19 protein-coding genes and 1 tRNA gene are annotated in these 25,879 nt (G+C 55.3%); 8 read left to right on the top strand and 12 right to left on the bottom strand.

All coding sequences use genetic code 11. The features are described 5' to 3' along the window. Positions 1-6 precede the first annotated feature (6 nt). Both CRO08_RS09845 and CRO08_RS09840 read right to left on the bottom strand, forming a co-directional pair. Positions 7-438, bottom strand: coding sequence for a MarR family winged helix-turn-helix transcriptional regulator (locus CRO08_RS09845; RefSeq protein ID WP_097036051.1), 432 nt, complete (start codon positions 436-438; stop codon positions 7-9). An 8-nt stretch (positions 439-446) separates the two neighbouring features. Continuing rightward, positions 447-992, bottom strand: a complete 546-nt coding sequence (locus tag CRO08_RS09840) for a glutathione peroxidase (protein WP_097036050.1) — start codon at positions 990-992, stop codon at positions 447-449. Positions 993-1,162: 170 nt separating this feature from the next. Between CRO08_RS09840 and CRO08_RS09835 the strand changes: the two genes are divergently transcribed. Next, complete coding sequence (locus CRO08_RS09835) at positions 1,163-1,585, top strand: (deoxy)nucleoside triphosphate pyrophosphohydrolase (RefSeq protein ID WP_097036049.1); 423 nt, start codon at positions 1,163-1,165, stop codon at positions 1,583-1,585. Here CRO08_RS09835 and CRO08_RS09830 read toward each other — a convergent pair whose 3' ends face one another. Together CRO08_RS09830 and CRO08_RS09825 are read right to left on the bottom strand one after the other, a co-directional pair. Next, positions 1,586-1,945 (bottom strand): hypothetical protein, encoded by a 360-nt coding sequence (locus tag CRO08_RS09830; RefSeq protein WP_072807625.1) that lies wholly within the window; start codon positions 1,943-1,945, stop codon positions 1,586-1,588. It lies immediately after the preceding gene. Positions 1,946-2,082: 137 nt separating this feature from the next. Beyond that, positions 2,083-2,171, bottom strand: a tRNA-Ser gene (locus tag CRO08_RS09825). A gap of 163 nt (positions 2,172-2,334) precedes the next feature. Here CRO08_RS09825 and CRO08_RS09820 point away from each other — a divergent pair. The 4 genes from CRO08_RS09820 to CRO08_RS09805 all read left to right on the top strand — a co-directional run bounded on the left by CRO08_RS09820 (position 2,335) and on the right by CRO08_RS09805 (position 9,391). Continuing rightward, positions 2,335-5,697: a transglycosylase domain-containing protein gene (locus CRO08_RS09820; protein WP_176495116.1), complete on the top strand. Its 3,363-nt coding sequence runs from the start codon at positions 2,335-2,337 to the stop codon at positions 5,695-5,697. A gap of 56 nt (positions 5,698-5,753) precedes the next feature. Then, the gene (locus CRO08_RS09815; RefSeq protein WP_141398316.1) at positions 5,754-7,043 is read left to right on the top strand and encodes a hypothetical protein; all 1,290 of its coding nucleotides are present in this window, start codon (positions 5,754-5,756) and stop codon (positions 7,041-7,043) included. Beyond that, complete coding sequence (locus CRO08_RS09810; RefSeq protein WP_097036047.1) at positions 7,040-7,816, top strand: sulfite exporter TauE/SafE family protein; 777 nt, start codon at positions 7,040-7,042, stop codon at positions 7,814-7,816. The genes CRO08_RS09815 and CRO08_RS09810 overlap by 4 nt, the downstream gene beginning before the upstream one ends. 117 nt (positions 7,817-7,933) lie before the next feature. Beyond that, positions 7,934-9,391 carry a hypothetical protein gene (locus CRO08_RS09805; protein ID WP_141398315.1) on the top strand — a complete coding sequence of 486 codons (1,458 nt, stop codon included), beginning with the start codon at positions 7,934-7,936 and terminating at the stop codon, positions 9,389-9,391. Positions 9,392-9,506: 115 nt separating this feature from the next. Here CRO08_RS09805 and CRO08_RS09800 read toward each other — a convergent pair whose 3' ends face one another. From CRO08_RS09800 to CRO08_RS09790, 3 genes are all read right to left on the bottom strand, one after another. Beyond that, positions 9,507-9,842, bottom strand: a complete 336-nt coding sequence (locus tag CRO08_RS09800) for a GIY-YIG nuclease family protein (RefSeq protein ID WP_097036045.1) — start codon at positions 9,840-9,842, stop codon at positions 9,507-9,509. 69 nt (positions 9,843-9,911) lie between these two features. Continuing rightward, positions 9,912-11,276 carry a Na+/H+ antiporter NhaA gene (gene nhaA / locus CRO08_RS09795; RefSeq protein ID WP_097036044.1) on the bottom strand — a complete coding sequence of 455 codons (1,365 nt, stop codon included), beginning with the start codon at positions 11,274-11,276 and terminating at the stop codon, positions 9,912-9,914. A gap of 77 nt (positions 11,277-11,353) precedes the next feature. After that, entirely contained in the window at positions 11,354-11,953 is a 600-nt protein-coding gene (locus CRO08_RS09790; RefSeq protein WP_369684801.1) for a DNA-deoxyinosine glycosylase, read from the bottom strand. A 38-nt stretch (positions 11,954-11,991) separates the two neighbouring features. Here CRO08_RS09790 and rsmA point away from each other — a divergent pair, with 38 nt between their 5' ends. Next, entirely contained in the window at positions 11,992-12,774 is a 783-nt protein-coding gene (rsmA, locus tag CRO08_RS09785) for a 16S rRNA (adenine(1518)-N(6)/adenine(1519)-N(6))-dimethyltransferase RsmA (RefSeq protein WP_072807955.1), read from the top strand. A 2-nt stretch (positions 12,775-12,776) separates the two neighbouring features. Here rsmA and CRO08_RS09780 read toward each other — a convergent pair whose 3' ends face one another. After that, entirely contained in the window at positions 12,777-14,582 is a 1,806-nt protein-coding gene (locus tag CRO08_RS09780) for an AAA family ATPase (RefSeq protein WP_097036042.1), read from the bottom strand. A 62-nt stretch (positions 14,583-14,644) separates the two neighbouring features. Continuing rightward, on the bottom strand, positions 14,645-19,048 hold the full coding sequence (locus CRO08_RS09775) for a cadherin repeat domain-containing protein (RefSeq protein WP_097036041.1): 4,404 nt from the start codon (positions 19,046-19,048) through the stop codon (positions 14,645-14,647). Between the two features lie 208 nt (positions 19,049-19,256). Between CRO08_RS09775 and CRO08_RS09770 the strand changes: the two genes are divergently transcribed. Further along, on the top strand, positions 19,257-20,777 hold the full coding sequence (locus tag CRO08_RS09770; RefSeq protein WP_097036040.1) for an esterase: 1,521 nt from the start codon (positions 19,257-19,259) through the stop codon (positions 20,775-20,777). Positions 20,778-20,834: 57 nt separating this feature from the next. On the opposite strand, the gene CRO08_RS09765 is transcribed toward CRO08_RS09770, so the two are convergent. Then, positions 20,835-22,550 carry an ABC-ATPase domain-containing protein gene (locus CRO08_RS09765; protein WP_097036039.1) on the bottom strand — a complete coding sequence of 572 codons (1,716 nt, stop codon included), beginning with the start codon at positions 22,548-22,550 and terminating at the stop codon, positions 20,835-20,837. A gap of 213 nt (positions 22,551-22,763) precedes the next feature. On the opposite strand from CRO08_RS09765, the gene CRO08_RS09760 reads away from it, so the two are divergent. Beyond that, positions 22,764-23,210 (top strand): PEGA domain-containing protein, encoded by a 447-nt coding sequence (locus CRO08_RS09760; protein WP_255252313.1) that lies wholly within the window; start codon positions 22,764-22,766, stop codon positions 23,208-23,210. Positions 23,211-23,486: 276 nt separating this feature from the next. Here CRO08_RS09760 and CRO08_RS09755 read toward each other — a convergent pair whose 3' ends face one another. Both CRO08_RS09755 and CRO08_RS09750 read right to left on the bottom strand, forming a co-directional pair. After that, positions 23,487-24,686 (bottom strand): hypothetical protein, encoded by a 1,200-nt coding sequence (locus tag CRO08_RS09755; RefSeq protein WP_097036038.1) that lies wholly within the window; start codon positions 24,684-24,686, stop codon positions 23,487-23,489. 1 nt (position 24,687) lies between these two features. Continuing rightward, complete coding sequence (locus CRO08_RS09750) at positions 24,688-25,659, bottom strand: DUF6175 family protein (protein ID WP_097036037.1); 972 nt, start codon at positions 25,657-25,659, stop codon at positions 24,688-24,690. Between the last annotated feature and the right edge of the window lie 220 nt (positions 25,660-25,879).

Here is a 25,879-nt window from a genome sequence, read left to right as displayed (position 1 = left end):
TTATGATTACCCCCCAAACCCTTCCAGCACTTTATACAGCAGGGTGTAAAGCGTCTTGGCTTCGGCATCGGAGAGGTTCACACAGCCGGCCATGGACTTGGGGACGCTTGCGGCCTTGCGCTTGAGCGATTCGCCTTCGGCGGTGAGGCTTACGGAAAGGCAGCGCTCGTCGCTCTGTTCGCGGGTGCGCTGGATGTAGCCCTTGGCCTCGAGCTTTTTCAAAAGCGGGGTGAGCGTGCCGGAATCGAGAAACAGTTTTTTGCCGAGTTCCGAGACGTTGCACTTCTTTTCTTCCCACAGCACGAGCATCACTATATACTGCGTGTACGTGAGGTCGAGCGGTTCCAGGTACGGGGCGTAGCGGCGCGTGATCTCCTTGGACGCGGCATACAGCGGAAAGCACAGCTGGTTTTCGAGTTTTAACTGGGGGCAGTTCACGGCATCTCCTAGAGCAACTTCTCTACGCAGGCGCGCACATCGTCCATGTCGGCGGTGGGTTCGAAGCGCGCGACCACGTTGCCTTCGCGGTCCACGACGAACTTGGTGAAGTTCCACTTGATGTCAGGGTTTTTCTTGTAGTCCTTGTCGATGGTCTTGAGCAAGAGCGCCATGGCAGCGGCCTTCGCGCCAAAGCCGAAGCCTTCGAAACCTTTCTGCGATTTCAGGTAGGTGTAGAGCGGCAGTTCGTCGGGGCCGTTCACGTCGGACTTTTTCATTTGCGGGAATTCGGTGCCGTAGTTGAGCGTGCAGAATTCGTGGATTTCGTCGTCGGTGCCGGGGGTCTGGCCCTTGAACTGGTTGCAGGGAATGTCGATGACTTCGAAGCCCTTGTCGTGGAAGTCGGAATACATCTGTTCGATAGGCTTGTAATGCGGGGTGAAGCCGCAGCCGGTCGCGGTGTTCACGATGAGCATCACCTTGCCCTTGAAGTTTGCGAGCGGGACCTTGTTGCCCTTGCCGTCGGTGAGGGTAAAATCGTAGATGGTTGCCATGATGAGCCTCCGTTTTTTAGGTGTCGGCGCTTGGTCGCACCGCATTTCATTTCATTTTGTTTGGTCGTATTTGATTGTATACAATTAAATTTTATAAAATTTATTGCCGAAAGTCAATAGGTTTAAGCAAAAAAATTGTTTTTTCTTGCGATTTTTCTATTTTTACGCCCATGAAACGCATAGAAGTCGTGGCAGGCATCATTTGTGCGGATCCTTTCGGGAATCCGGCTGCGCCTCGCACGCCAGGCGTTCGGTTTTTTGCCACGCAACGCGGGTACGGCGACTACAAGGACGGCTGGGAATTCCCGGGCGGCAAGGTGGAACCCGGCGAAACCCCGCAGCAGGCCCTGATTCGCGAACTAAAAGAAGAACTCGCCATCGACGTGAGCGTTGGCGAGTTTATATGTACAGTCGACTACGACTACCCGGCCTTCCACCTGACCATGCACTGCTTTTACTGTGCAATCGCGGGCGGAAAAACGCCAGAACTGCTGGAACACGAGGCGGCCCGCTGGCTCAACCGCGCGGAACTGCACAGCGTCGACTGGCTGCCTGCCGATATCGAGGTCGTGAAGGCCCTGGTAAAAGGCTAGCTACTTGCCGGCCTTGACCTGCTCGAGTTCCTCCTCGAGTTTCTTGGTCTGGGCGTTGTTCGCGTCGATGATGTTCTTCAGGTTCTCGATCTCGGTTTCCTTGTCCGAGAGCTTGTCCTCGAGGTCCTTCACCTTCGCCTCGGACTCGTGCTTCTGCTCGTTGCTCTTGCTGAGCTGCGCAAGCAGGCTATCGGTGGAACTGCGGAGCTTTTCGGCGGTCTCCTCGGCATCCTTCACGGCGGGGTTGTCGGAATCGTCGCCGCAACTGCAAGAGCAGAACTTGCCGGGGAACTTCTTGTTGAGGGCAAAAGCCGCCGCGACACCGAGAGCAAGGCCCGTAAGGAAACTGCTAGTCTTCATAAAAACTCCTTGGAACAGATTGTCTTTAAACCGATTATGCTTGAAATCTATAAAATTTTCCAAAAAGTCAAGCATAAAAAATGAAAAAAGCCTCAAAAAACAAAAATCCCCCGGATTGCTCCGGGGGACCTTTGCAGCGGGAAGAGCGAGATTCGAACTCGCGATAGGATTAAGTCCTATACGTCCTTAGCAGGGACGCGCCTTCGGCCAACTCGGCCATCTTCCCATCTTGGGGACACTAATTTTACTTAATTTTTCGCCATTTTTCAAGGGGTACCTTACAAAAAATGCTAAATTCCCTATATAATAAAGGGCGCTGCGCTACCACGCAGGGTCTTTTTGGCGATTTTATGGCAAAAAGAAAAAGGAAAACTAGGAAATCTGGTTCCATGATAGGAAAGCTGTTCAAGATTACCGCTGCATTCGCGCTGGTCGGGCTCATTTGCTGCATTCCGGCGTACATCTTCGTGTTCAGGATTCTCCCGGAGAGGGACCCCGACAACCAGTTCAACCGTGATTCCATACTGCAGGTGCTTTCGGGCGAGACCCGCGTGTACTACAACGACGGCAACGAGCTCCTGGGCGCATTCTTCGACGCGAACCACCGCATTTACGTGCCCTACGGCGACATTCCCAAGGATATCGTGAACGCGCTTATCGCCGCCGAAGACGCCGGCTACTGGAACCACAACGGGTTCAGCCTGCAGGGGTTCATACGCGCGATGGTCGCAAACATCAAGAGCGGGCACATGCGCCAGGGCGGCTCCACCCTCACGCAGCAAACCGCAAAGAACGTGCTCGGCCGCGAAGAAAGGAGCATCAAGGCCAAGTGGAAGGAACTCATCAACGCGCTCAGGCTCGAGACGCATTTTAGCAAGGAAGACATCCTCGAGTTCTACCTGAACCAGTTCCACGTTTCCGGTACGGGCAAGGGCGTGGCCATTGCCGCGCAGTACTTCTTCGACAAGGAACTCAAGGACCTCTCGCTCGCGGAATGCGCGTTTATCGCGGGCTCCGTGAAGGGCCCGTTCAACTACGACCCGTTTATCCAGCGCACCGAAGAACGCCGCGAAAGGGCAATAAAGCGCGGCGAGGACCGCCTGCGCTACGTGCTGGGCCGCATGGTCGAAGAAAAGTACATCGACCAGGAACAGATGGACGAGGCGCTGGCACAGCCGCTGCGCTTCAAGCACGGGAACTTCCGCTTCAGCGTCTCCACCACCCTCGAACGCATCGACGAAAAGCTCTCGAGCGACTTTTACCAGAAACTCTTCGAGGAGAAGGATATCGGCGACTGGCGCAAGGCGCAGCTCGAAATCGTTTCTACCCTCGACGCGAAGAGCCAGGATGCCGCAAAGCGCGCACTCCAGACCAACATCAGCAACCTGCAGATGCAACTGGGCGGGTTCATGCTCCCCAAGGCGCAGTACGCGAACAAAGCAGTGAGCGCACGCAAGGGCGACTACCTGTACGGCGCAATCGACACGGTACTCTACGACGACAAGGGCGGCCTCAAGGCGCTGCGCCTGAACTTTGGGCAGCTCAAGGGCGAGGTGGGTACGGAATCCCTCAAGGAATTCGGCAAGCAGGTCGGCAAGGACCCGGCCGCAGTACTCGGCAACCAGATCAAGAAGGGCGCAATCCTCTTGGTGAGCGTCACCGACGAGACCAAGGTGAACGGGTTCGTGCCCTGCAAGATAGAGACCGAGCCCGTACTGCAGGGCGGCCTTATCGCCATCAAGAACGGCAAGGTCGTGGCAAGCCAGGGCGGTTTCCACAACACGGACTTCGACCGCAGTTTCAAGGCGCTCCGCCAGCTCGGCAGTAGCTGGAAGCCAATCCTCTACGCGCTCGCGCTCAAGCACAACTGGAACTACCTGAGCATGCTCGAGAACGACTACAACGTGTTCCAGTACGTGAACCAGTTCTACTACCCGCGCCCCGACCACAAGAACAAGGGCGACCTGGTGACCATCGCGTGGTCGGCAACGCGTTCCGAGAACATCGCGAGCATCTGGCTTTTGGACCACCTGCTCGACAAGCTGAACCAGGACGAGTTCAATTCCGTGGCGCAGGAAAACGGCTACGCCCGCCTGAGCGACGAAGATACCAAGGCATACTTCGCGAGGCTGCGCGACAAGTTCGGGCTCACGCTTAAAGAAGACGTGAAGCGCGAAATCGAGTTCACGCGCGCCCAGTACGCGCTCGCCGCGGAATACGAGGCCGAAGAAAAATTCGACCGCGCCATCGACGTGCTTGACCTGCGCTACGGCACCTACAACGACGTGGCCATAAAGCAGGCGAAGAAAGACGACAAGATAAAGGCGTTCATCGCGCACAACTTCAAGGACTACTCCGAGATACTCCGCAAGCGCGAGGTGCAGGAACTCGACCCGGACCTCTCCGAAGCACTCCCGCCGCTCGATTCCGTAAAGCTGTTCAGGAACTTTACCCTCGGCGACCTGAAGCGCATTACCGTAAAGATGCAGCCCGTGAATTCCGAGGTGGACTACCTGGATGCGGAACACCTGCGCTACTGGCCGGATTTCCGACGCTCCCTTTCCATGGCGGAATACGCACGCTTCGCACATGAAATCGGCATCAACCAGAAGTTGCAGAAGGTGTTCAGCATGCCGCTCGGCGTGAACGAGATTACCCTTGCCGAAATCAGCACGGCATACCAGTCCATACTCACGGGCAAGGTTTACAAGTGCAAGGACGGCGACTGGAACGAACCGTGCTTTATCAAGGAAATCAAGAAGGACGGGCAGACGATATTCAGGAACTCCGTGGAATCGAAGGTGATTCTCGATTCGCTCGTGACATCGCAGATGGGCGCCATGCTGCGCTCCGTGTTTACGAACGGTACGGCACGTAGCCAGGTGGGCGCCCTCACGGTAACGAGCCCCGACAAGGGAACCTCGCTCCGTTACCCCGCCCTCGGCAAGACAGGTACCACGAACGACTACAGGAACGTGGCGTTCATGGGCGCACTCCCGGTGTACGTTACCGAGAAGGAGGCCGTGGCGCTCGATACCGTAGTGGCAATCGGCAGCTACGTGGGCTTTGACAACAACAAGCCGCTCAAGTCGGGCAAGACCCGCATCGCGGGCGCCTCGGGTGGCCTGCCGCAATGGGCCGCCTTCGCTAAAGAAGAAATCGAAATCCTCGGGACGCCGAACATGATTGACTTCTTCGACATCTCGATGCTCGCCGCAGGCGAAGTCCCGCTGCACCTGGCAAACGAGCGCGGGCAGATTAGCGTGGATCCCGTCACCGGATTCTACATCGCCGACGCATCGCAGGGCAGGCCGCTCCCCTACATAGAGGTACCGGGATACGTACCGCCGCAAATCCAGGAGAAGGCGGCCGAGGCCATCGCGACCACCGGGATTATGACGAGCATGCCGATGCCGGGTACGATGCCCGCCCCCGCAGAGAATAACGGTGCAGGCGCCCCTGCAGAAGCGGGTCCGGATGCGGGCGCCGTGCAGAACGCAAGTGCAGAGGCTGCCCAGCCGACCGCAGAACAGGCAAGCGCACCGCAGGCAGCGCCTGCAACGGCCGCTCCGGTCGAGGCACCCGTGGAAACGCCGGCTCCGGTTGAAAATACTCCAGTTGAAGCACCTGCAAACAATGCGGTTGTAAACAGCGCGCCGGCAGAACCGAAGGCCGCCATGCCGAAGGACGACGACTGGGATCTGCCCGCCGGTATGGACGGTGGCGCATTCGTACCTATCGAGGCTGAGTAGTGTCATCCTGAGCGGAGTGCACAGCACGAAGTCGAAGGATCCAGTAAGGATTGAACATGAGCATTAAAATTTTGTACAAATCCCTCCTGATGCCGGCAGTGGCTTTCGCGCTCGCCGCCTGCGCAGGGAACACGCCCTGCCCCGCGACCGACGCAGCACCGCAGGCAAGTGCAGGTGAAATTGCGGCCGACACGCAGGCCGTACCACAGGGCAATGCGCCCGCGGGTGAAAGTTCCATAGCCGGCGACAAGTCCGCATCCGCGCCCGGCAAGCAGGCGGTGGCTCCGCAATCTGACGCATCGCCCGTCTTTACATCGAGCGCGCTCGACAGCTACAGGCTCGCCTCTCCGGATTCCATTCCCGCGACAAGCCCGCACAAAGGCAGCGGTGCAGACAACGTTGCCCATAATACGCCCATTCCCGTATTGAACGACATTCCCGTAGACCCCTACACTGCCTTCCCCGCGCTGGTCTCCCGCGTGTTCGCATACGCGGATTCCCTCTACGCGCAGGGTCTGACCGATTCTGCGAGCGCATACCTGCAACGTTTCCGCATCATCAAGCCGCTCTGGAACACCTGGGAAACGCAGACCGATTCCATGCTGAACGAGTTCGGCAAGACCCGCGCCGAGAAGGCGAAGGCGTTCGAGCCCTACGTGCTTACCATCCAGAACATGAACCGCGTGCAGGCCGCCTACAGCATGGTCAAGGAGACTGCGGATAGCCTCATCGCGCTCGCCCCGGGCGACTCGCTCGTGAACTGGGCGAACGGCCAGATGCAAGTCGCCTACAAGAACACGCTCGCAAAGGCAAAGAAGGAATACGCAAGCATCAAGGCGCTCGCCGATGACCACGCCCAGTTCAAGGAGGCGGCACAGAAGGCAAACGAACTGCAGATGCGCTACCGCGATTTCGAGAAAGAAATTCAGATCCAGGCGCTTATCGACTACATCGCGGGCCTCATGGCCGCAAACGACGAGGAGGCAACCAAGTACTGGGAATCGCACGACCCCGCCGAGGCCCTCGCAAAAGCCGGCGAACTCGTAAAGGCAGGCAAGTACGCCGAAGCCAAGTCACTGCTCACCAAACTCAAGGCGAGCAAGCTGCGCAAGGAGGCGGGCACAAAGTACCAGGAACTCGCCAACACGTTCTGCAACGCGCAGCGCAAAACCACATCGCAGATATTCGCGAAGGCGCAGAAGCAGAAGGATGCCACAAAGAAAAAGAAGTTGCTCCAGGACGCCATCGCACCGCTTGACAAGTGCCTCGCGGAATACCCCGAATACACGCAGAAGCAGAAGGTCGTAGACAACAAGAGCTTCCTCGAGAAGGAACTCGCGAAATGATTGACTCCGAAGTGTGGCAATACGCGCAGTACCCCGCATTCTTTGTGCTGGGGGCAGTAGTCAGCCTCATCAACAGCATCGCGGGCGGCGGTTCCACGCTGAGCCTCCCCATCATGATTTTCCTCGGGATGCCTGCGACCGTCGCGAACGGCACCAACCGCATCGGGCTCATCATCGGGAACTGCAGCAGCGCATACAACCTGATGAAGCACGGCTACCTGAACAAGAAAATCTTCATGCAGCTCGTGATACCCACCTTCCTGGGCGCGCTCGTGGGAGCATGCTTCCTCGTGCACATCGGCGACAAGGCGTTCCAGGCGATACTCGCGGTCGTCATCTGCGCCGTGGTGGTCATGAGCAACCTCCGCAAGGACATCCTCGGCAAGCCTCCCGCGACACCCCCCGAAAAACTCACGTGGAAGGGTGCGCTCGGGTTCTTCGGCATCGCCATCTACGGCTGCATCGTACAGGTGGGTGTCGGGTTCGTGCAGATATTCGGGCTTACGCGCTACACCGGCATGGACGCCGTCCACGTGAATGCGCTCAAGAACGCGCTCACCAACGTGTTCCTTATCGTGAGTACCATGGCACTCGGCATCGCGGGCAAGATCGACTGGCCCATCGCCCTCGTGATGGCCGCGGGTGCATGGTTCGGCGGTTACCTCGGGAGCTTTACGCAGAGGAAAAAGGGCAACAAGTTTGTCCAGCACTTTATCAGCGCCTGTAGCGTCGCGATGGCCGTGTACCTGATTGCTGATTTGGTTATGAAGTGATTCGCCCGCAGTATAATTTGCCAAATTCACAACAAAAAGATAACTTTTGATAACTCACAGCATGTATATACAACTAAAACTGTATTTACACGAAAAAGAATATTGAGGAGTCGATAAATGAAGAAAATTTTAGAAAGAGGTCTAGACAAATTGTTTAGATCAAAAAATGCTAGATATAATTTATGCATTCCAGCATTTTTTATTTGTTTAATGCCTTTTTGGATTTGCGTCATTGTCTTATTATTATCATTTAAATTGAAATCAAATCATTTCTTTGAAGATTTCATGAATCCTTTTTATTATCATGCAATAGATACAACATGGGTTATCTTGATAGGAGCGATTTATCAAATAGCCTTTGTGTTATGCATTTTGGGCTTCGATAAAATAGATGAAGTTTGGAAGAAAAACAAAGAAGCGCTTTTCATTCCGATAAGAAATTTTTTAATCATTCCCTTTTGTTTATTTTTCCCAATGATAATTATAATTAACGGATATATTAATGAAGTCACTAATTATTTTGTTAATAATTCTGATAATGCCATAGCATATTTAGTCAAATTTCTTCGTTTTTTAACAATAGTTATCCCTTTATCTACGCTTGTACTATATGATACTCTTTCGCTCCTTATTTATGGCAGATACTATTCGAATCTAGAACTGAAAGAAAAGATAGAAGCATTAACAAAAGATTTAGAAAAAGAAAAAATAAAGTCTAATCTTTATCAAACATATCTGGATAAAAATGACAAAAAATTGCGGGCGCTAATCAACCAAAATTTTTCTCCCTCAGGCGATAACTATAGGTATATCCAAGAAAGGCCTTTCGTTGAAGTTTTAAAGATTAACAAAGAGAAAAACATTAAGTTATATGAATATTTTCATTCCTTTTTCACTACATTTAATTCCTTTCCAAAAAGAAAATCATACTTAAATTTCCTAGTGATGATTGAAAAAATTTTTGAGAAAATCGATATGGATAGATTAAAATGGCATAAAAGAAATTCTTGCCTTGACAGAAATTACACAACAGATAATTCAACACCACTTATTATTACAAATGATTTTTTCAGTCTTCCCGAAAATGCAATTTCAGTTGCAGGTGATTACAATAATTGCATTAGAGAAAATATCTTTCTTAAACATAAAGATTCATATTCTTTTGAATATATATGGCCGACATCCGAAAACCTAGTTTCTCAACGAACAAAATGGGACTGGGAGCATGTTGGATCTGCAAGAGTTCTCGCATACGGCAAACCCAAAGACGATTCTTTTGAACTAGATGAACTTCAAATAAAAGATATTTTTATTATTCCCGAAAACGAAACCGAGGATTCTTTAAGCGTGCTAATGGGCAATGTCTTTTATATTCATAAAGAGGAAAATGGGGATATATATTTGCTTCTTTTTTACGATTATCAACATTATCGTCATTATGTTGGGAAAAAGGGTAATCCATTTTGGAAAAAATCTATTTGGACAAAAGAACAAGAGCAACTTTTCCAAATATATCAACAATACGCAAAAGAACATCCAGAATTTATCTCTTCTCCTGAATCCACATGGTTATAAAATAGCATAGAGCTTTCAGGTTAATCCTATTTTTCTATGCCGGAGATATATTACGGGCATGGCTAAATGTCGAGAATAAAATTCGCCCGTATCTGGAGACGCTGATTTGAAAGCCCTAGCGCTTCTCTTTCCTTTCACGTCTTTCACGCGCAGACTTTTCCTCGAGGGTTTCGTTCAAACCCGCAAGCAGTTCCGTCGCAATCGCATCGTCACCGCCGGCAAGCAGTTCCTTCTGCCCGCGGGCTAGCTTCTTGATACGCGCCTCGAGCCTTAGAGCCTGCTCGTACGAGGGCAGTTCGAACTTGCGCAGTATGCACTCCGGCGGGAACGCCTTGGTGAACTTCGCCCCCTTTCCGGATTTGTGCTGTTCAAAACGCGCCTCGACATCTACGGCATAGCCCGTGTATATGCGGTTACCCGCACAGCGAAGCATGTAAACGAAGTGGGGCATTTTATGGCAGTCGGCAGATTTTAGTTGGCAGAACTTAGTCGGCAGTTGGCAGAGCTTAGCTGGCAGAGCCTAGGTCGCTTCGTTCTTCGGCTCTTCGGGAGCGTCATGCGGCTTCGAAACGATGTTCATATATATCGTACCGAGGATTGCAGCACAGAAGCTTCCGAGCAATATGCCGAGTTTCGCGGAGTCCTGGCGGTCGCCCACGTCGAAGGCAAGGCCCGCGACAAACAACGCCATCGTAAACCCGATACCCGCAAGCATGCCGCCACCCCAAAGGACCTTCCAGGGGTAGCTCGGCTTCTTGGAAATGCCGATCTTGACCGAGAGCAAACTGAACAGGAATATGCCGATAGGCTTGCCCAGAATGAGGGCGATTGCCACGGCACCCATCACCGGAATCTCGACACCGCCGAGCTTGATTTCGACACCCGCATTGCTGAGCGCGAACAGCGGCATAATGAAGAAGTTCACCCAGGGCACCAGCGGCTTGAAGAAACGTTCCTGCATCGAGATACTCTCGCGCGCACCGCGCTTGAGCTGCTGGAACACCTCGTACTGTTCGTTCCTGTCCTTCGCCTCGCCCGAAAGTGCGCCGCCCAGGCTACCCGCAAAGTGGGCAAGCCTGCCCTTCGCGAGCACGGGCTTCGCCGGCACCGAGAGGCCAAGCAGCACGCCCGCGATGGTCGGGTGCACGCCGCTCTTCACAAAGAACGCCCACACCGCAACGCCAATCACGCCGTGCAGCAGGTTACGCACGCCAATGCGGAACAGCACGTTGATAAGCACCAGCAGTGCAAAGCCCGTCCCGAGGGCCACAAAGTTGATGCCGTCGCCGCTCGGGTATCCAATCGCAATCACGAGAATGGCGCCGATATCGTCGGCAATGGCAAGGGTCAGAATCATCACGCGCAGGGCATGCGGCACCTTCTTCCCGAGAATGGCCATGCAGCCCACCACGAAGGCGATATCGGTAGCAGTCGGCACGCCCCATCCGTGGGCGGCGCTATGTTCGCCATGCGGGCAAAGGAGCAAGTAAATAAGTGCAGGGAAAAGCATACCGCCCGCAGCCGCGATAATCGGCAGGCTCGCCGCCTTCGGGTCGTGCAGTTCGCCGTATGTCATTTCGCCCTTGACTTCGAGACCGATATTGAAGAAGAATATCGTCATCAGGGCATCGTTGATAAACCAGTGCAGGTCGCCAGCGCCAGTCCAGCCGCCAATCGTCATGGAGAACGGCAGGTGCCAAAAGTGGTGATACGTTTCGGGGCTCAGGTTCGCCCAGACAAGAGCGGCAAGCGTCATGATAATGAGCACGATGCCGCCCGTCGTTTCCACCTTCATCAGGCGTTCAACAGGGGTAATGATTTTCCGGACAGGGGTTTCCGGGAACAGATCTTCAATCTTGTCGCTGCTAGTAACTTTTGCTGACATACAAAAACAATATAGATTATTTTGAAAAAATCTTTGACGGAAAAGCGAAAAACTGCAAAATTTTACGATAAACGGGCCTAGCCGAGTATTGCGCGGTAGGCTTCCACGAGCCTCTCGAGCGATATGGCGCAGTTCGCGGGCGACGTGGAGGGGAGTTTGACCGCATCGATGCCTACATCGGCGGCACAGTACTTCTGGTATAGTTTGTGCGCAGTGGCGCCCGTACAGAATATGCGGGTCACCTTCGACCTTGCCACCAGCGCGGCTATCTTGTTCGGGACGGCATCCTCGATGCTCGTGTCGCTCGCCCCCACGATGGTACAGCTTTCGAGCACGTCCCAGAGGGCGATGTGGTGCCTCTTGAGCATGGCCTTCTTTTGCGGGATGGTCTCGGGAATTTTTTCGCCGAGGACTGCAGCGAGCACCTTCCAGAAACGGTTCTGCGGATGCCCGTAGTAGAAGCCCACCTCCCGCGACTTGGGAGATGGTATCGAGCCCAGCAGGAGTACGCGCGAATCCCGGTCGTAAACTGCGGGGAACTCGTGCGTCACGCGGGCGCGCACGTTTTTGCCGGCGGGCGGTTTTTTACCAGCGGTCGGCTTCTTGCCGGCAGGCGGTTTGCCGGCAGCAAGATGCGCGCGGTTCGTTGTATTTTCTGTTCCGGTGGTCATAAGCAACTGCGGGTAAAAATACGAAATTTTCTATCTTTCCCTGCATGGACAGAGCACGCCGCCGCAAGTTTGGCCAGAACTTTCTGGATGTACCTACCGCACAGATGATTGCGGGCGACTTGCCTGCAAATGCCGGAGAGGCAGTGCTCGAGATCGGCCCTGGGCACGGCGCCCTCACGGAACACCTGCTCGACCGCGCCGTGCAACTCACTGCCGTCGAAATCGACGAGCAGTGCGTGGAATTTCTGCAACAGAAATTCCAGGGCCGCGAGAACTTCCATATCGTAAACTGCGACTTCCTCAAGTTCGACCTGCAGGCATTCCTCGACGCGCACGAAAAACCGTGGGTTACCGGGAACCTGCCCTACAACGTGTCCACCGCGATTATCGCGGGGCTCATGCCCAGGCTGCATCTCACGAAGGGATTCATGGGAATGGTCCAGCTGGAAGTCGCCGAACGCATCTGCGCCGCCCCCTGCAGCAGTAACTACGGGAGCCTCTCCGTACTCGTGTCCGCGTTCGCCGACACGCAGATATTGCGCAAGATCGGGCCCGAGCACTTCACGCCCCGCCCGAACGTAGACAGCGCCACGATGCTCCTCACACCCAAGGAATGCCCGCTTGCCGCTCCCGAGGGCTATTTCGAGTTCGTACGCGCCGCCTTCACGCAAAAGAGGAAGACACTCGCAAACTCGTTCGGCCGCGCCTACGACAAGAAGAAAATCCAGGAAGCCATCGAGCTTTTGGACTACCCCACTACGGTACGCGCCGAGGAACTTTCCCCCGCGCAGTTCCTGGAATTCTACAAGGTCATCGTCGGGGAATAACCTTATTTTTCAGCCGTGGCCTGCTCAAAGTCAGTTGCGGTAAGGCTGCTCACGTCAACACTGCCCAGGTCGGGCGATGCCGCCAAGCGGTTCGCCTGCTTCTCGATGACCTTCTCGAACAGGTTGCGCACGTAGCGACCGTTACCGAACCTGCTATCCTTCCGGCTCACCGCTTCTGCAATGCAGCGCTTCATGGCTGCAGCGGCGGCCGTGCCCATCTTGTAGTCGTATTTGTTGAGGAACGATCTGAAAATTTGCGCAAGCTCGTCTTCAGTGTAGTCGGGGAAGTCTATGTACCTGTTGAACCGCGAAGAAAGACCCGGGTTAGAATTTACGAAGCGCTTGATTTCTTCGGTGTAGCCGGCAATAATCACCACCAGCCTTTCGCGGTCATCTTCCATGCGCTTGAGGAGCGTGTCAATCGCTTCCTGCCCGTAGTCGTTTTCCGCACTGCGCGCAAGCGTGTAGGCCTCGTCGATAAACAATACGCCGTCCAGCGCCTCGTCGATTACCTTGTTCGTCTTGATGGCGGTCTGCCCCATGTAACCCGCAACCAGGTCCGCACGGGTCGCCTCTACCAGGTGGCCCTTCCGGAGCACGCCAAGGTCCTTGAAAATTTCGGCCATGATGCGCGCAATCGTCGTCTTGCCGGTACCGGGGTTTCCTGAAAACACGAAATGGTACGATGTCGGGGGCACGGAAAGCCCCTTCTTCTTGCGTTCATTCTGCACGCGGATAAAGTTGTAGAACGTGACGACTTCCTTCTTTACCGTCGAAAGCCCGATGAGGGAATCGAGCTGCTTCACCGCCTCGCCAGACGGGACGTGTTCCTCTTTCTGTATGCGGAAATTCCGCTTTACGGCATCCTTCAGCGGGGTATCCTTGTAGTTCACTACGCGCGTGGAGCACTTCACGAATCCCGGGCGACGCGCCGCCGAGCGGTTGTTGCCGATATAGCGTTCCAGGTACTGCAGCCACTGCACCTCTTCGGGCGTGAGGGTGCCATCGATGTTCGCGAGCGCCGCGGAGTAATCGTACATCAGGCGCATGTACTTGCGGACCGCATCGGGCGAATACCCGCCAAAAATTGCGGAGAACAGGAAGAGTTCTCCCGTAGATTCCAACTGCGCGTGGTTCTTCTCGAGGTTATGGACCAGCGGGCCCATCTCTATTTCCCTGTCGACAAACGACTGCAGTACAAGGCGGTTCCAGTCCGTAGTGGCAGGGGCGTTCGTACGCAGGCGCAACAGCAGGGCTACAAATCCGCACGACTCGTAATCGTCCAGGCTCATCTCGTGCCCGAGCTTTTCCGAGAGGTAGTTGACATCCGAGAGGAATATGGTCGAAAGTTCCTGGAAGGTATCCGTGCCTTCGCCCAGTTCAAAATGCTGGCGCAATTTCTCGGCAACGCCGTCGTAGTAAATGAAATCCTTGAAAAAGTTCGAGATGGCATTCACCGTTGGTGCAAGTTTTGTCATGTACTTCGTGAGCTTCGGGTCTATCTTGCCATCGGGCCTTAAGGCGACGGCATACTGCGAATCGCCCGCGAGAGACTTTTCCAGCGGGGAGGTCATTACCTCCTTCATGAGGTCGGCAACCTGCTGCGCGGTCTCGGTAGAGCGGTAGCGGGTCCATATATGGAATCCGATAACCGCTACGATCAGGAAAAGCAAAATAAAGAGGAAGTACGAAGATGGGCCGAGAATAGTAGTGAGCTTGATTATCCCAAAAGACCCAAAAAGCATCACCAACATCATGACGATGGTGATGCACGTAAGCATTGTCTGGTTTATCTTTCTTCTCGGCATACCTTTCCAAATCTATAAAATAATATCCGGAAAAGAGCGCCAGGCATGCGGACAACAGAAAATTACTTGCGGTTCGGCCTCTTGTAGCCGAAGGGCTTCAGCAGGTCGTCGCGCACCTTGCGCACGTAACCCTTCCTGTTGGATTCCTTGTCCCTTTCCACGGGCGGCGTATCGCACTGCAGTTCGGACCTGACCGAGACATCGGTCTTGTACAGGTATGCGCCGGTCGCGTACTGGCGTCCGTCCGCCGTTCTCACGTAGCCGTCCTTGTCCGGTTTCTGCTCGAAGTAAAGCGTCATCACGCCCGCATCGTTCGTGTATTCGGGCTTGTCGAGATCCTGCTCGAACGAGAAGTAGTCCACAAAATTCCCGAGCGTCGTGTACACCCAGATTTTCACCTTCATCGTCGTGTGGTACAGGCTCGCCTTCGAGATGTCGCTCCCGAGGGATTCCTGGAATTTCGCAGTGCAATGTTCACGCACGTATTCCTCGACGGTGTGCTTGTCGCCGTTCTCGGAATCGATACCATCGTAGTTTACAAGGCCGTCCTTCCCGACAAGGTCATCGAGCGTGGCGAGGCCAAGCGTGGGGCGAATCGTGGAGAGCTTCGTGTCGATGGCGAGCGTCGGGCCAAGGTGCCCCTCGAGTCCCGGGTACGGTTCATCGCCGCTCCCTTCCTCCGTCTTGAAATCGCCGCCACGGAGCGTCTCGATTTCCTTGTCCGCCTTCGAATTGTAGATGGTCACCGCGAAGGTCTGCCCTTCCTTCGGTTCGTTGCTGGCATAGTATTCCTCGGTCTTCTCGCGGGTCACGATTGTCACCGGGGTGACCACGGAAATATCCAGGTCCTTCGAGTTCTTCATGATGACCTTCACCGTATCGCTCGCCACGTTGCCCGCCTTGTCGCGGTAGAAGCGCACAATCGCATTGCCACCCTTCACGAGCCCCTGCTCGGTAAGCGTGTCCATCACCACGGGGCCGTTGCCGTCGTTCCTGTCAACAGTCCATTTCACGTCCACGTAGTTGGCATAGAATATCGCGTTGTTTTCCGGCGAAAGGATTTCCACCTTCGGGGGAATCACGTCGACCACGATATAGATGGACTGGCTAGATACATTGCCGAACGCATTCTCGTACGTGTAGGTCACCTCGTAGCCCACGTTGCCGTCCTTGTCCTCGATGGTCTTGCCCTTGGAATCCAGCGCATAGCCCACCGTGACCGATTCACCGTTCCTGTCGGTATAGCGGTAGCTTACCGTATAGACCGCACCCGTTTCCGATTCCACGGGCGCGCCGGTGAAGGCATCCGCCACATACGAAATCTCGACAGCCTTCCCGTCAATCTTCGTCGTGAACGAAACCTTTATCTGCCCGTTCACCACGTCGCCCTTCGCGTTCGTCACGTAAGAGACGGTCACGGTATCGTTCCCGATAGCCTCCCTGTAGCTCACGAGCACGAGGCTGTCGTTGAAGGGCGCCTGCTTCACGCTGCCAGCGGGCATATCGTTCAGCACGGGCTTTTCCGAAGCAATCTTTTCGACCGTCTTGAACGTCGCCTGCGGTACGTTCAGCGTCTCGAACATAACTGCAGAAACGATGATTTCGCGTTCCGTGTACTTGCAGGTAGAATCCGTGTACGTGGAATCGAGAACCGGTTCCTTGACCTTGACGGAGATATCGTTCTGCTTCTTGTTCACGTAGAACGCGGTATCGCCCTCAGCGGGTTCTTCCGCGATGGTATAGATATTCGCATCGGGCATCTTTTCGACCGTCGTAGAAACCTGCACCTCGGGAGTCTTCGTACAAACGAATATCGTCACCTCCTTCACGGCGGGCATGTCCTTCGTCTTGTCGTAATAGGTGAGCGTCACCACGTTGTAGCCCTCGTGCAAGTCTGTGAGGGTCGTATCCGGCTGGGGAATGGCATCGCCCGTCCACGAGAGCGTAAGCGTCTTGTCGTTTATCTTAATCGGTTCCTTCGGGTTCGACTCGTTATAGTTGCCGTTGCCCGATTCCGCGTGGGTCACGACAATCACGGAGGTCTCCATCACGTTCACGATGTTGATTTTCACTTCGGCCACGCTCTTGTTGCCGTCGGTATCCGCAATCTGGACCTTTACCACGTAATATTTCTGGCTGTCCGGGAGCGCCTCGTAGTCAAACACCTCGCGCGTCGTAATCACGCCCGTCTGCGCATCAATCTTGAACAAGCTCGAATCGCCGCCCACGAGGCTAAAGCTGTTCTCGCAGAATCCGGAATTTTCGCCGTCCTGGTCGTAGTAGAGCATCGTACCGACGGTCGCCCCCACGGGCATGTTTTCGGAGACCTGCATCACCGTATCCGTCACGGAAGGCGGATCGTTCTCGTCGACAATCAGGATTTCCACCGCGGTCGAATCTTCGGACGTGCTGTTTGCGCACTTCACAAAGAACACGTAGGAGGACTGAGTCTCGAAATCGAGAACCCCGTTGACGTATATGCGCGTAGTATCGAACCTGAAGGTGGCACCCGTATCGCCCGAAACGATAGCGCAGCTCTCGATGTCGCTAATGCGCAGCTCATCTATAATCCCGACGAGCGTATCGACCGACGCGTTCTCGTTGATGGTGTACTGGAACCGCACCACGTTTATCGTCATCGTTCTTGCGGAATCGCTGATGTCCGGGTTATGGATGTTCGCCACCATAAATTCAAATGTCGTATAGGGCGAGCCGTACTCGTCATGCGCCGGAGTGTAGTTCAGGCTACCGGGGAACTTGATGAAGTCTCCAGCCGCTACGGGAGCGCCGTTGTACTTGAGCGTGCCCGAGGCAGGGAGCGTCTTGATAATCACGCCGTACTTGTCGAGTACGGTCACGCCGTCATTCTCGTACGCCGGGAAAGCAGTTATCGGCAAGGTCTCGTTCATCATGACGGTAACGGAAGTATCTTTCGATACGGGCCGCTTGTCGTTATCCACAATGGGGTAGATCATTGAGTAACTCGAATCTGCATTGCGATCGCCGCTCGGAGTCACGGCAGCAGAGATGTTGAAAATCTTCACCAAGACGATCTCGTCCGCTTCCTCGAGCATGTCGTCCTTCGCGTGGAAAACAATGGGCGTTTCCAAATCCGTCGAGAACTGCGGGAACGCCGCATGGGCAGTGTCCCTGCCGCAAAGCGGGATGCTGCTCAGCGTAGATTCCAGAACGTCGTTCACGTTAGCAAAACTACAGGCAGGGTCATCCATGAAGCCGTTGCATTCGCTCGCGGGCTTCAGGGAAAAACAGTAGTCGAACGTCACGCGGGTCGGCGGTTCCTTTGAAAGCACGAGTTTCACCGTATCGCCGCGGGCCTCGTTATCTTCGTAGGCCATGGAACCCACCGCCATGTTGATTACAGGAGGTTTGAACGGCACGTAACGGAAGTCGCCCGCCTTGAATTCCGCATTGATGGAAACCTTCTTTGCCAGGAGCTGCCCCGCAAAGTTGTAATGCTGCTGGAAACTGATCGTGCCACCCGAAATATACGTCCCCTGAATAGTGCAGTTCTCTGCCGGGAATGCGATGTCGTTCGGCGTATAGAAGAGAAGGTTGCCGCCGTAGTTCTTGTTCAGCGTGGTGTCCAGGGTACCGCCTTCCCACTGCTTTGTCGTCTCGTTCCAGGAACCCTCCATCACGTTCAAGATGACAATGTTGTGCAACGTAGATGTAACCGTAAGATTCCCGTCGATAAAGATTCTCACATAACGATTCCCCGACATGCGAATGAACAGGTTGTCGTTATTGTTGTCCAGCAACATGTCCCCTTTCACATGGATATTGTAGAACTGGCCGGAACCTGAAGGAATGTCGATGTAGTTGGTCTTGTCGCTGAACGTGTACGAATCGACTTCCAGGTCATAGGTAATCGTGGAATGGTCTACGCGCGGCACATCCAGTGTGCTATCAAGTGCCGGGATATCACTTGCGGCGCAGTCAAGCTTTCCCCCGCCCTTGGCCAAGCCCTTGGTCATGGTAGACTTGTCCCCACGCACGCAGAAGTTCCCGTGAAGTTCCACGTTATCGCTGTTAACGGCGTTATTGCCTATGTTAAAATTTCCGCCGAAGTACGAAGGGCCGGTCGTGATATTGTCCTGGCCATCCCCATTTTGGAAATTCCCTGCAAAGGCGAGCGGGCCACCGATACTGTGCTTGATGTTGCGCATTTCAAGTCCGGCAGTCGCGCTCCCCGAATGCCCGACCGAATCAGTAATCTGCACGTCCTGCCCAATGAAGGCGACGCCATAGGCATCCCCACTTATCCCCGTCCCCCATAGTTTGTACTTGATAAGCCTTTGCCATTCGTCGTTCTGCTCCTTATCCGTCAACGCGTCAGGACTCGCACCGAAATAGAACGGCGTAATTTCCGAGGCGAAAAGTTCCGCCACGCCCCCAAGACACAGGACCAGCGTCCCTAGTGCAAACGACAATTTACACTGTTTCATTGTTTTTCTCCTAATAAATGCTCGAAGCACCCCGTACGTAAAAAAATATAATAAAAAAAAAGTAAACGTTTGTCCGCAATTACCCCTTCTATAGACAATTCATCCATAAGCATCGAGGAACGGCGGGGAACATTTTTCCTATACCACATTAGATTACTTAATGTCAGGGTGTGCTCCGTAGGTGGATTAGGGCAAAAAAGGAGTACAAATGAGTATTATCACGCGCAGTTTTCTTGCGACGGCGAGCATTCTCGCTTTTTGCGGGCTCGCTTCCGCCTACACCGTGTCGGGCAGCGTTTCCGACGAGCAGGGCAAGGCGCTCGAGGGCGTCTCGGTAAGCCTCCTCAAAGAGGGCAAGGCGACCACCACCGACAACCAGGGCAAATTCACCCTCTTCGAGGACGAAACCATCGGCTTCCATGCCGTCAGGAATTCCGTCGGGTACGTGAGCATCAACAACGGCGTGCTCTCTTACTCGCAGAGCACCAGCGCGCCCGTCCACGTGCAGATATTCAACTCGCTGGGGAACCAGGTTTTCGGCAAGACCCTGCAGGGCTCCGGCATGTTCGACCTGAACAGGGCCATCAAGGCGCACGGCACCTACTTCGCGCAGGTAACCGTAGGTAACGCAAGGCAGAATTTCAAGTTCTCTACCGAGGGCAGCTACAGCAACACCTTCAGCGCACATGCAAGCGCACTCCTGAAGGAGGTCGCGCAGGGCGAGGCAATCCGCTTCGTGGCAGAGGGCTTCGACACGCTCACGGTACCGCTCGGCACGCTCGACACCACGCTCGACGTGAAACTCAAGGCAGTGGCACCGCAGTTCAAGTTCGGCTATGCGCTGGGGAACGAACCCACCCCGAGCAAGGGCTGCGGCATCAATTCCAGTTTAAGGAAAGTCCAGAGCGTCGAAAACGGCGACCAGTTCGAGATTCGGGTCGGAAGCGATACCCGCAAATACTTTATTACCCTGCCCAAGAACTACGACAACAAGAAGCCGCACAAGGTGCTCTTTGCACTGCACTGCTACGGCAGCAATGGCGAGGACTTCGTGCACCACAAGGCCGACTACGACCACCCCACTCCATACTACGGCCAGCAAGTGCTCGACAAGAACGGCGACTACATCTTCGTTTCTCTCGATGCGGTTGGCGGCCTGTGGACCAAGGGTCAGGGCGACCACGACTTCTTCGCGCAGACGCTCACCACCCTCGAGGAGAACTACTGCATCGACACGAGCCGCGTGTTCATTACAGGCTTCAGCTTCGGCGCCATGTTCAGCTACTCGCTTATGCAAGATATGCAGAGCCGCGTGCGTGCCGCCGCGACATACGCCGTCGCCGACTACAACATCTGGCTGCCCGAAGGCAACAACATGAAGGAACAGCCCATCGCCTGGATGAACGTACATGGCGTAAACGATGGCCGTTGCAATTACGACCGTGCAAAGAACAGCGCCCTTCCGCGCATCCTCAAGCGTAACGGCAAGGCCGACGCGAACGGCGACTTCACCGACGCAAGTTCCGAGAAGCCCAAGGAAATCAGTGGCAATACAGGGCACGTGTGCTACGACTTCAAGGACGTAGACGAACGCTTCCCCGTCAAGTGGTGCACCTGGCCGGGTGACCACCAGTGGACCGCGCACGACACCGGCAACATGGGCGTCGGCTGGAACTGGGAACAGACCTGGGTTCCCGAAGCGGTACACGAGTTCTTCGAGCAGTTCTAGAGTTTTACACCTCCATAAACTACCCTAGGGTCCGCCGGTAACACGGCAGGCCTTTTTTTATTTTCCGTTAAGCCGGAAAGCCACGCAGGCGATATCGACGGCGCGGGGCAGGCTCATTTCGCGGCTCATGCCCTGCGGCAGGTTGCGGAACCCCACGTTGCATACCACATCGCAGAGTTTCTGCGCCACACCCGCAACGGAATCACTTGCGGGGGCAGAACCCTCCGCGGTATTGCTCGCCGCGTTCTGGAGCATATTGAGCAGCATGAACCCTGCACCAAGCCGATGCTGCCTATCTACAAGCGTCACGAGGCGCGAGGTATCGGCCACAAGGAAACCAATCTGCAAAAGCGAATCGCCGGCGAGTTTCACCTTCACCTGGCGCTCCACCGCAGAGGCAGGCCGCACATGTTTCTGCAGGGGCTGCATGTAGGCGGCGAAGGGGCGCGATTGTGGCACTTCGGCAAGCTCAGTGGCCTTAGCCAGCTCGTTTATACCAGATTGACGTTCCGGTTGGTGAGCTTGTCGAACCATCGCGCATTCCGCCCTATAGTTCGCCATCACGATTATGTTGTCTGCAAGGTCGAGATAGTCCCCGCAGGCACCGGCGACAAGGATAAAGTTCATACCCGCAGAAGCGAGAGAACGAATGCGGTCGGTCAGCGGGATTAGCGGTTCGCGCTCGTCGCCCAGCAGCTTGCGCACGCGCACGTCGCGAATCAGGAAGTTCACCGCCGAGGAATCCTCGTCGATAAGGAACATGCGCGCTCCCGCTTCCATCGCCTCGAGCAGGTTCGCCGCCTCGCTCGTGGAACCCGAAGCCGAGAGCGTGCTGAAATCCTTCGTGCTTATACCACCGGGCAGGTCGCGAACGAACATCGAGAGGTCGGTCCCGCGTACGCTGCGCCCGTCCTCCACGCCCACACGGAGAGCAGTATCGTCCACGACTATACCCTCGCGCCCGTCGCCCGGAACATGCGGGTACACCGCACGTACAAGCGCCTGCAGCAGCGTGGACTTCCCGTGGAACGCACCGCCGGTAATTACCGTAATCCCCTTCGGGATACCCATCCCGCGGATTTCGCGCCCGCAGGCATCCAACGTCACCGCAAGTTCCGCAGGCGCTGCAAACGGCACCGCCCCTTCAAGCGGCAATTCGCTCAGGCCCGATGCCCGCGGAAGCACAGCCCCGTCGGGCACAAACGCGCAGAGCCCGCGCCCGTCCAGCTGCGCAAGGATTTCCCTGCGTTCGGCAAGCACGCGGTAATGTCGCTGCATCGCGGGTTCGTCGCCCTGCGTGTAGTAAAGCCCCGCCGCTACCAGGTCGGGCATGACCATCGTGAGGATTTCTGCGGCGAGTTCCGCCTGGATCTTGCGGCCCTCGCCCGGGAGCCTCACCTGCAGGCACGCGCGGATCTCGCCGTTGTCTATCCACAGGCTGTTCCGCACCAGCATTTCGGGTCCCGCCGTGTCGAACACCACGGCGGCATCCTTACCCGAGTAGCGTTCCTGTACCATACGTCCGAGCCTCCGGTACAAGAAATCGCTCAGCGCAAGCCGGTGCTCGAAATCCGAGCCCCACTCCGGCGCATACCCGAGCGTCGCGAGTTTCGCACGCAGCAGCACGCGCGATGCCGGCGCATACGGGTCGCCCTGCACGTGGATGAATTCCAGCACAAAATCGCCGAAATCCCATTCCCGCGTGGCGAGGTTCTTGTAGGTCCCGTAGGGTTTCCCGTCGAGGGAACGTATCTTCTGGTACAGTGCTTTCATATAAAATCAGGCCCGAAAGGCTCGTTTAAAAGAATTTTACCTACAAAATATTATAAAATGCGAGCCACTTCAAGGAAATCTTTATATTTTAGGGTAAAACGCAAATAGGAGTAAGCAAATGAAAAAGCTCTACATTTTCGCCCTTATGGTGGCGTTCCTTGTTACTTCGGCTGTCGCCGACGAAGATCCACCCCGCGCGGTAAGGCCGCAACCGTGACCATCATTACCAACCCGCCCAACAGCGACGTGTACCTGGGCAATGAACTCCTGGGCAAGAGCCCCATCGAGAACATGCAGGTCAAGTCGGGCCGCCAGACGCTTATCGTCATCGACCAGGGCTACGAACTGGTGAACCAGCGCGTGAACGTGTGGCCGGGCAACGACAAGCGCAACACCTTCGACTACGGTACCAAGATCCCGAAGGGCAACATCGAAGTGACCACCAAGCCGGGCAAGTGCATCATCTACGTCGACGGTGAAAACTCCGACAAGACCGATGGTGCAGCGCTCACCATCCACAACCTGGATGCCGGCGACCACCTGGTTCGCGCAGAATGCTCCAACCGCAAGTCCGCCGAAATGCTCGTGACCGTGAAGGGTGAAGAAACCGTCAAGATCGAGCTCGACGCCACCAGCGGCAGCAAGAAGAAAAAGAAGTAATCGCCCGCTCAGGCATTACAATTAAAGGACGCCTTCCGGCGCCCTTTATTTTTTACACAAGAAAAATTATTTGAAAGCAGGCCTTACCCGCCCATTTGCATCCGCACCGCTAGGCGCCCACGAAAATAACCCACCTGCCCGAATGGCACTGCCTGGACGAAGCGGGTTATTGAGTGTTAGGAGGGTTTTAGGGAGGGCGGACACAAGAAAAAGTCGTGCAAAACTAGTTTGCACTCCCGTTCATACTTCGTATGAACGCAGAACCCTCCCTAGTCTCTATTTGCAAACCTTGTCGAATTCCTTGACCTTGAGCTTGCCGACGGCCTTCGTCACCGCCACGGCCTCGGTCTTGCCCACGCCCTTCGATGACTTGGTAAAACTTACCTTGTCACCGGAAACAGACACCGCCACGTCAAAGGAAAGCAGCTGGTTGAGCGAGCCCTTGGGCGTCGCCTTCACCTCGGCCTTGATAACCGGGTCCTTCGCGTTCTTGCCCACGAGCACCCCCTGCTTCGCCATCTGGTCGGCAAGCGCCTTGCAGCCCTCGGGGCTACCCGTGCAGTCAAACCGCACATTGCACGAGGCCTGCTTCACTTCGTAGGGTATCACGAAACCCTTCTCGAGTCGCGCCGCCTTCAGGATCTCTTTCGGGAAGTCGGGCACGAACGATATGGCGAGCGTGCCTGCGCCAAAGTTCACGTTCGGGATGGTAAACACGGCGGCTCCGTTATCCTGCGTGCGGCGGGAATCCAGCTTCTTGCCGTCCTGCACCGCCTTGAGCGGGAAGTCCGTCACTGCGCCCTTCGCGTCGGTAACCGTCACCGTGAGGTTCTCTATCACGTCCTTCTCGAGCACGAGCTTTTCGGGCGCGGTCTTTACCTGCAGGTTACCGAGCTTAGACGCGATATCGGCACGCAGGCCCGGAAGGTTATGCTTCAGGTTGAACGACTCGTTCAGGGTAAACACCTGCGCAAGTTCGCTCTTCAGCGCACTGTAAGGCTCAATGAGCGCCTCTGCAGCAGTGAGCATGCGGATAGCCTCGTCGTAACGCGATGCTTCCAGCGCGGCACGGCCGTCGGCCTCGTACTTCGCAATCTTCTCCTTCGCGTTAGCCATCTGCAGGCGGATGTTGTTCGTCATCTCGTCCACGTCGAGCGTCGCCGTGGCGCGGAACTTCTTGCCGTCCTTCGGGAGCGGCTGCACCTTCACCCACTTGAGGTCGACATTCGTCTTCACGTTCTTGTTCGAGGTGTAGGTCTGCGAAATCTTTTCCTTCCCGCCCGCGGAAACATCCTCGGTACGGAGCCTGTCGTCGGTCACGACCGTCGAGGAAACCTGCTTGGCGACACCCGCGATGGCCGTGTTGTTCGCCTGTTCCTGCGAAACCTCCGAGGAGGCGGTGTACGTGATTACCTTGCCCGCAAAAGCGGCTACAGAAAGGGAAAGCAGCAAAAAGGCAAACTTCTTGATGTTCATATTACTTGAGTTCGATCAGAATCAGTTTCTTGGTAATGTTTATCTTGCGCACGGTCACGGAACCCTTGAGTCCGCGACGGATGTAGCTGTAGACTTCCTGCGAGTCGGCGAACTTGTCCATGTCGGCAAACACGGTCATGTCGATAGTCTTTGCCGTCTGCACGTTCGTGTTCACGCGCTTGAACGCCTTCTTCGCGAGCATGTTCACGTCGTCCTGGATATCTTCCACGCGCTGCTCGTCAAAGTCGCCCTGCAACTTCATTATTACCTTGTACTGAACGCCGTTCTTGCGGTCCACTTCCCAGTAGCCCTTGATTTTCTTCTCGAGACCCGGCATGGCACGGTTCGCGGCATCGAATACCGCCTGCGCGATGGCGCCCTTGCTCTGCCCGTTTGCGGCAGCCTGGCTCGTCTGGCTACCCAGCAGGCGCGCAGTCGCCGCCTCGTAGGCGCTCAGCTCGATAAGCACGATACCGCCTTCGATGGAGGCGGAGAACTTGATGTAGATATCGGCACTCAGGGCGAGGCTCGCGAGGTACGAAAGGTCTTCTTCCGTCTCGGCGATATCCTGCTGCATCTGGATGACCTCGCCGAGGGTCTCCTCGCCGGCAAGCGACTTCACCTCGTACTGGCGCTGGGTCAGGTAGCCGTTGATGGCCTCGATGGCCATACGGTTGTTCGGGTTGCTTTGGAACGCCTGGAGGTCGCTCATGCCCTTCGCCTTCTGGGCGGGGACAACGATAATCGTGGGCAACGCCTGGTTGCCCATAGCTATAGACTGCTGTCTGGGAGCGGGCGCCTGCCTGGCAGGGGCCTGCTTCTCGTAGGCGGGCCTCTTCGCGGGCCTTGCCTCGTCGGCATCAAGTTCGTTGAACGCCTTTGCGGAACGGCGGCGGGTGGCGGCATCGTCTGCCGCAAAGGAAAGGCTCGCCATGAGTCCTATAAGGGCAATCAGTGTTATCAGTTTGCGCATATTTCTCCTCTTGGAAAGAAAGTCGCCGGGAATCCCAAGGGACCCCCTTAAAACTTACATAATATATACTTTTTTTCGCGGGTATATACAATTTTGTTTACATAGTCTTGATAAATAAGCCATAAATACCGATAAAATGCGCCGGAACATCACAAAAAAGCGGATTTTGGCACTTTTTCGCCCCAGGGGGCGCCCCATTTTGAAAATTTTTATCTAGTTT

This window comes from Fibrobacter sp. UWT3, from assembly GCF_900230125.1.
GTDB lineage: Bacteria > Fibrobacterota > Fibrobacteria > Fibrobacterales > Fibrobacteraceae > Fibrobacter.
The sequence above is the reverse complement of the archived record's forward strand: the minus strand, read 5'-3'. Positions and strand labels throughout refer to the sequence as shown.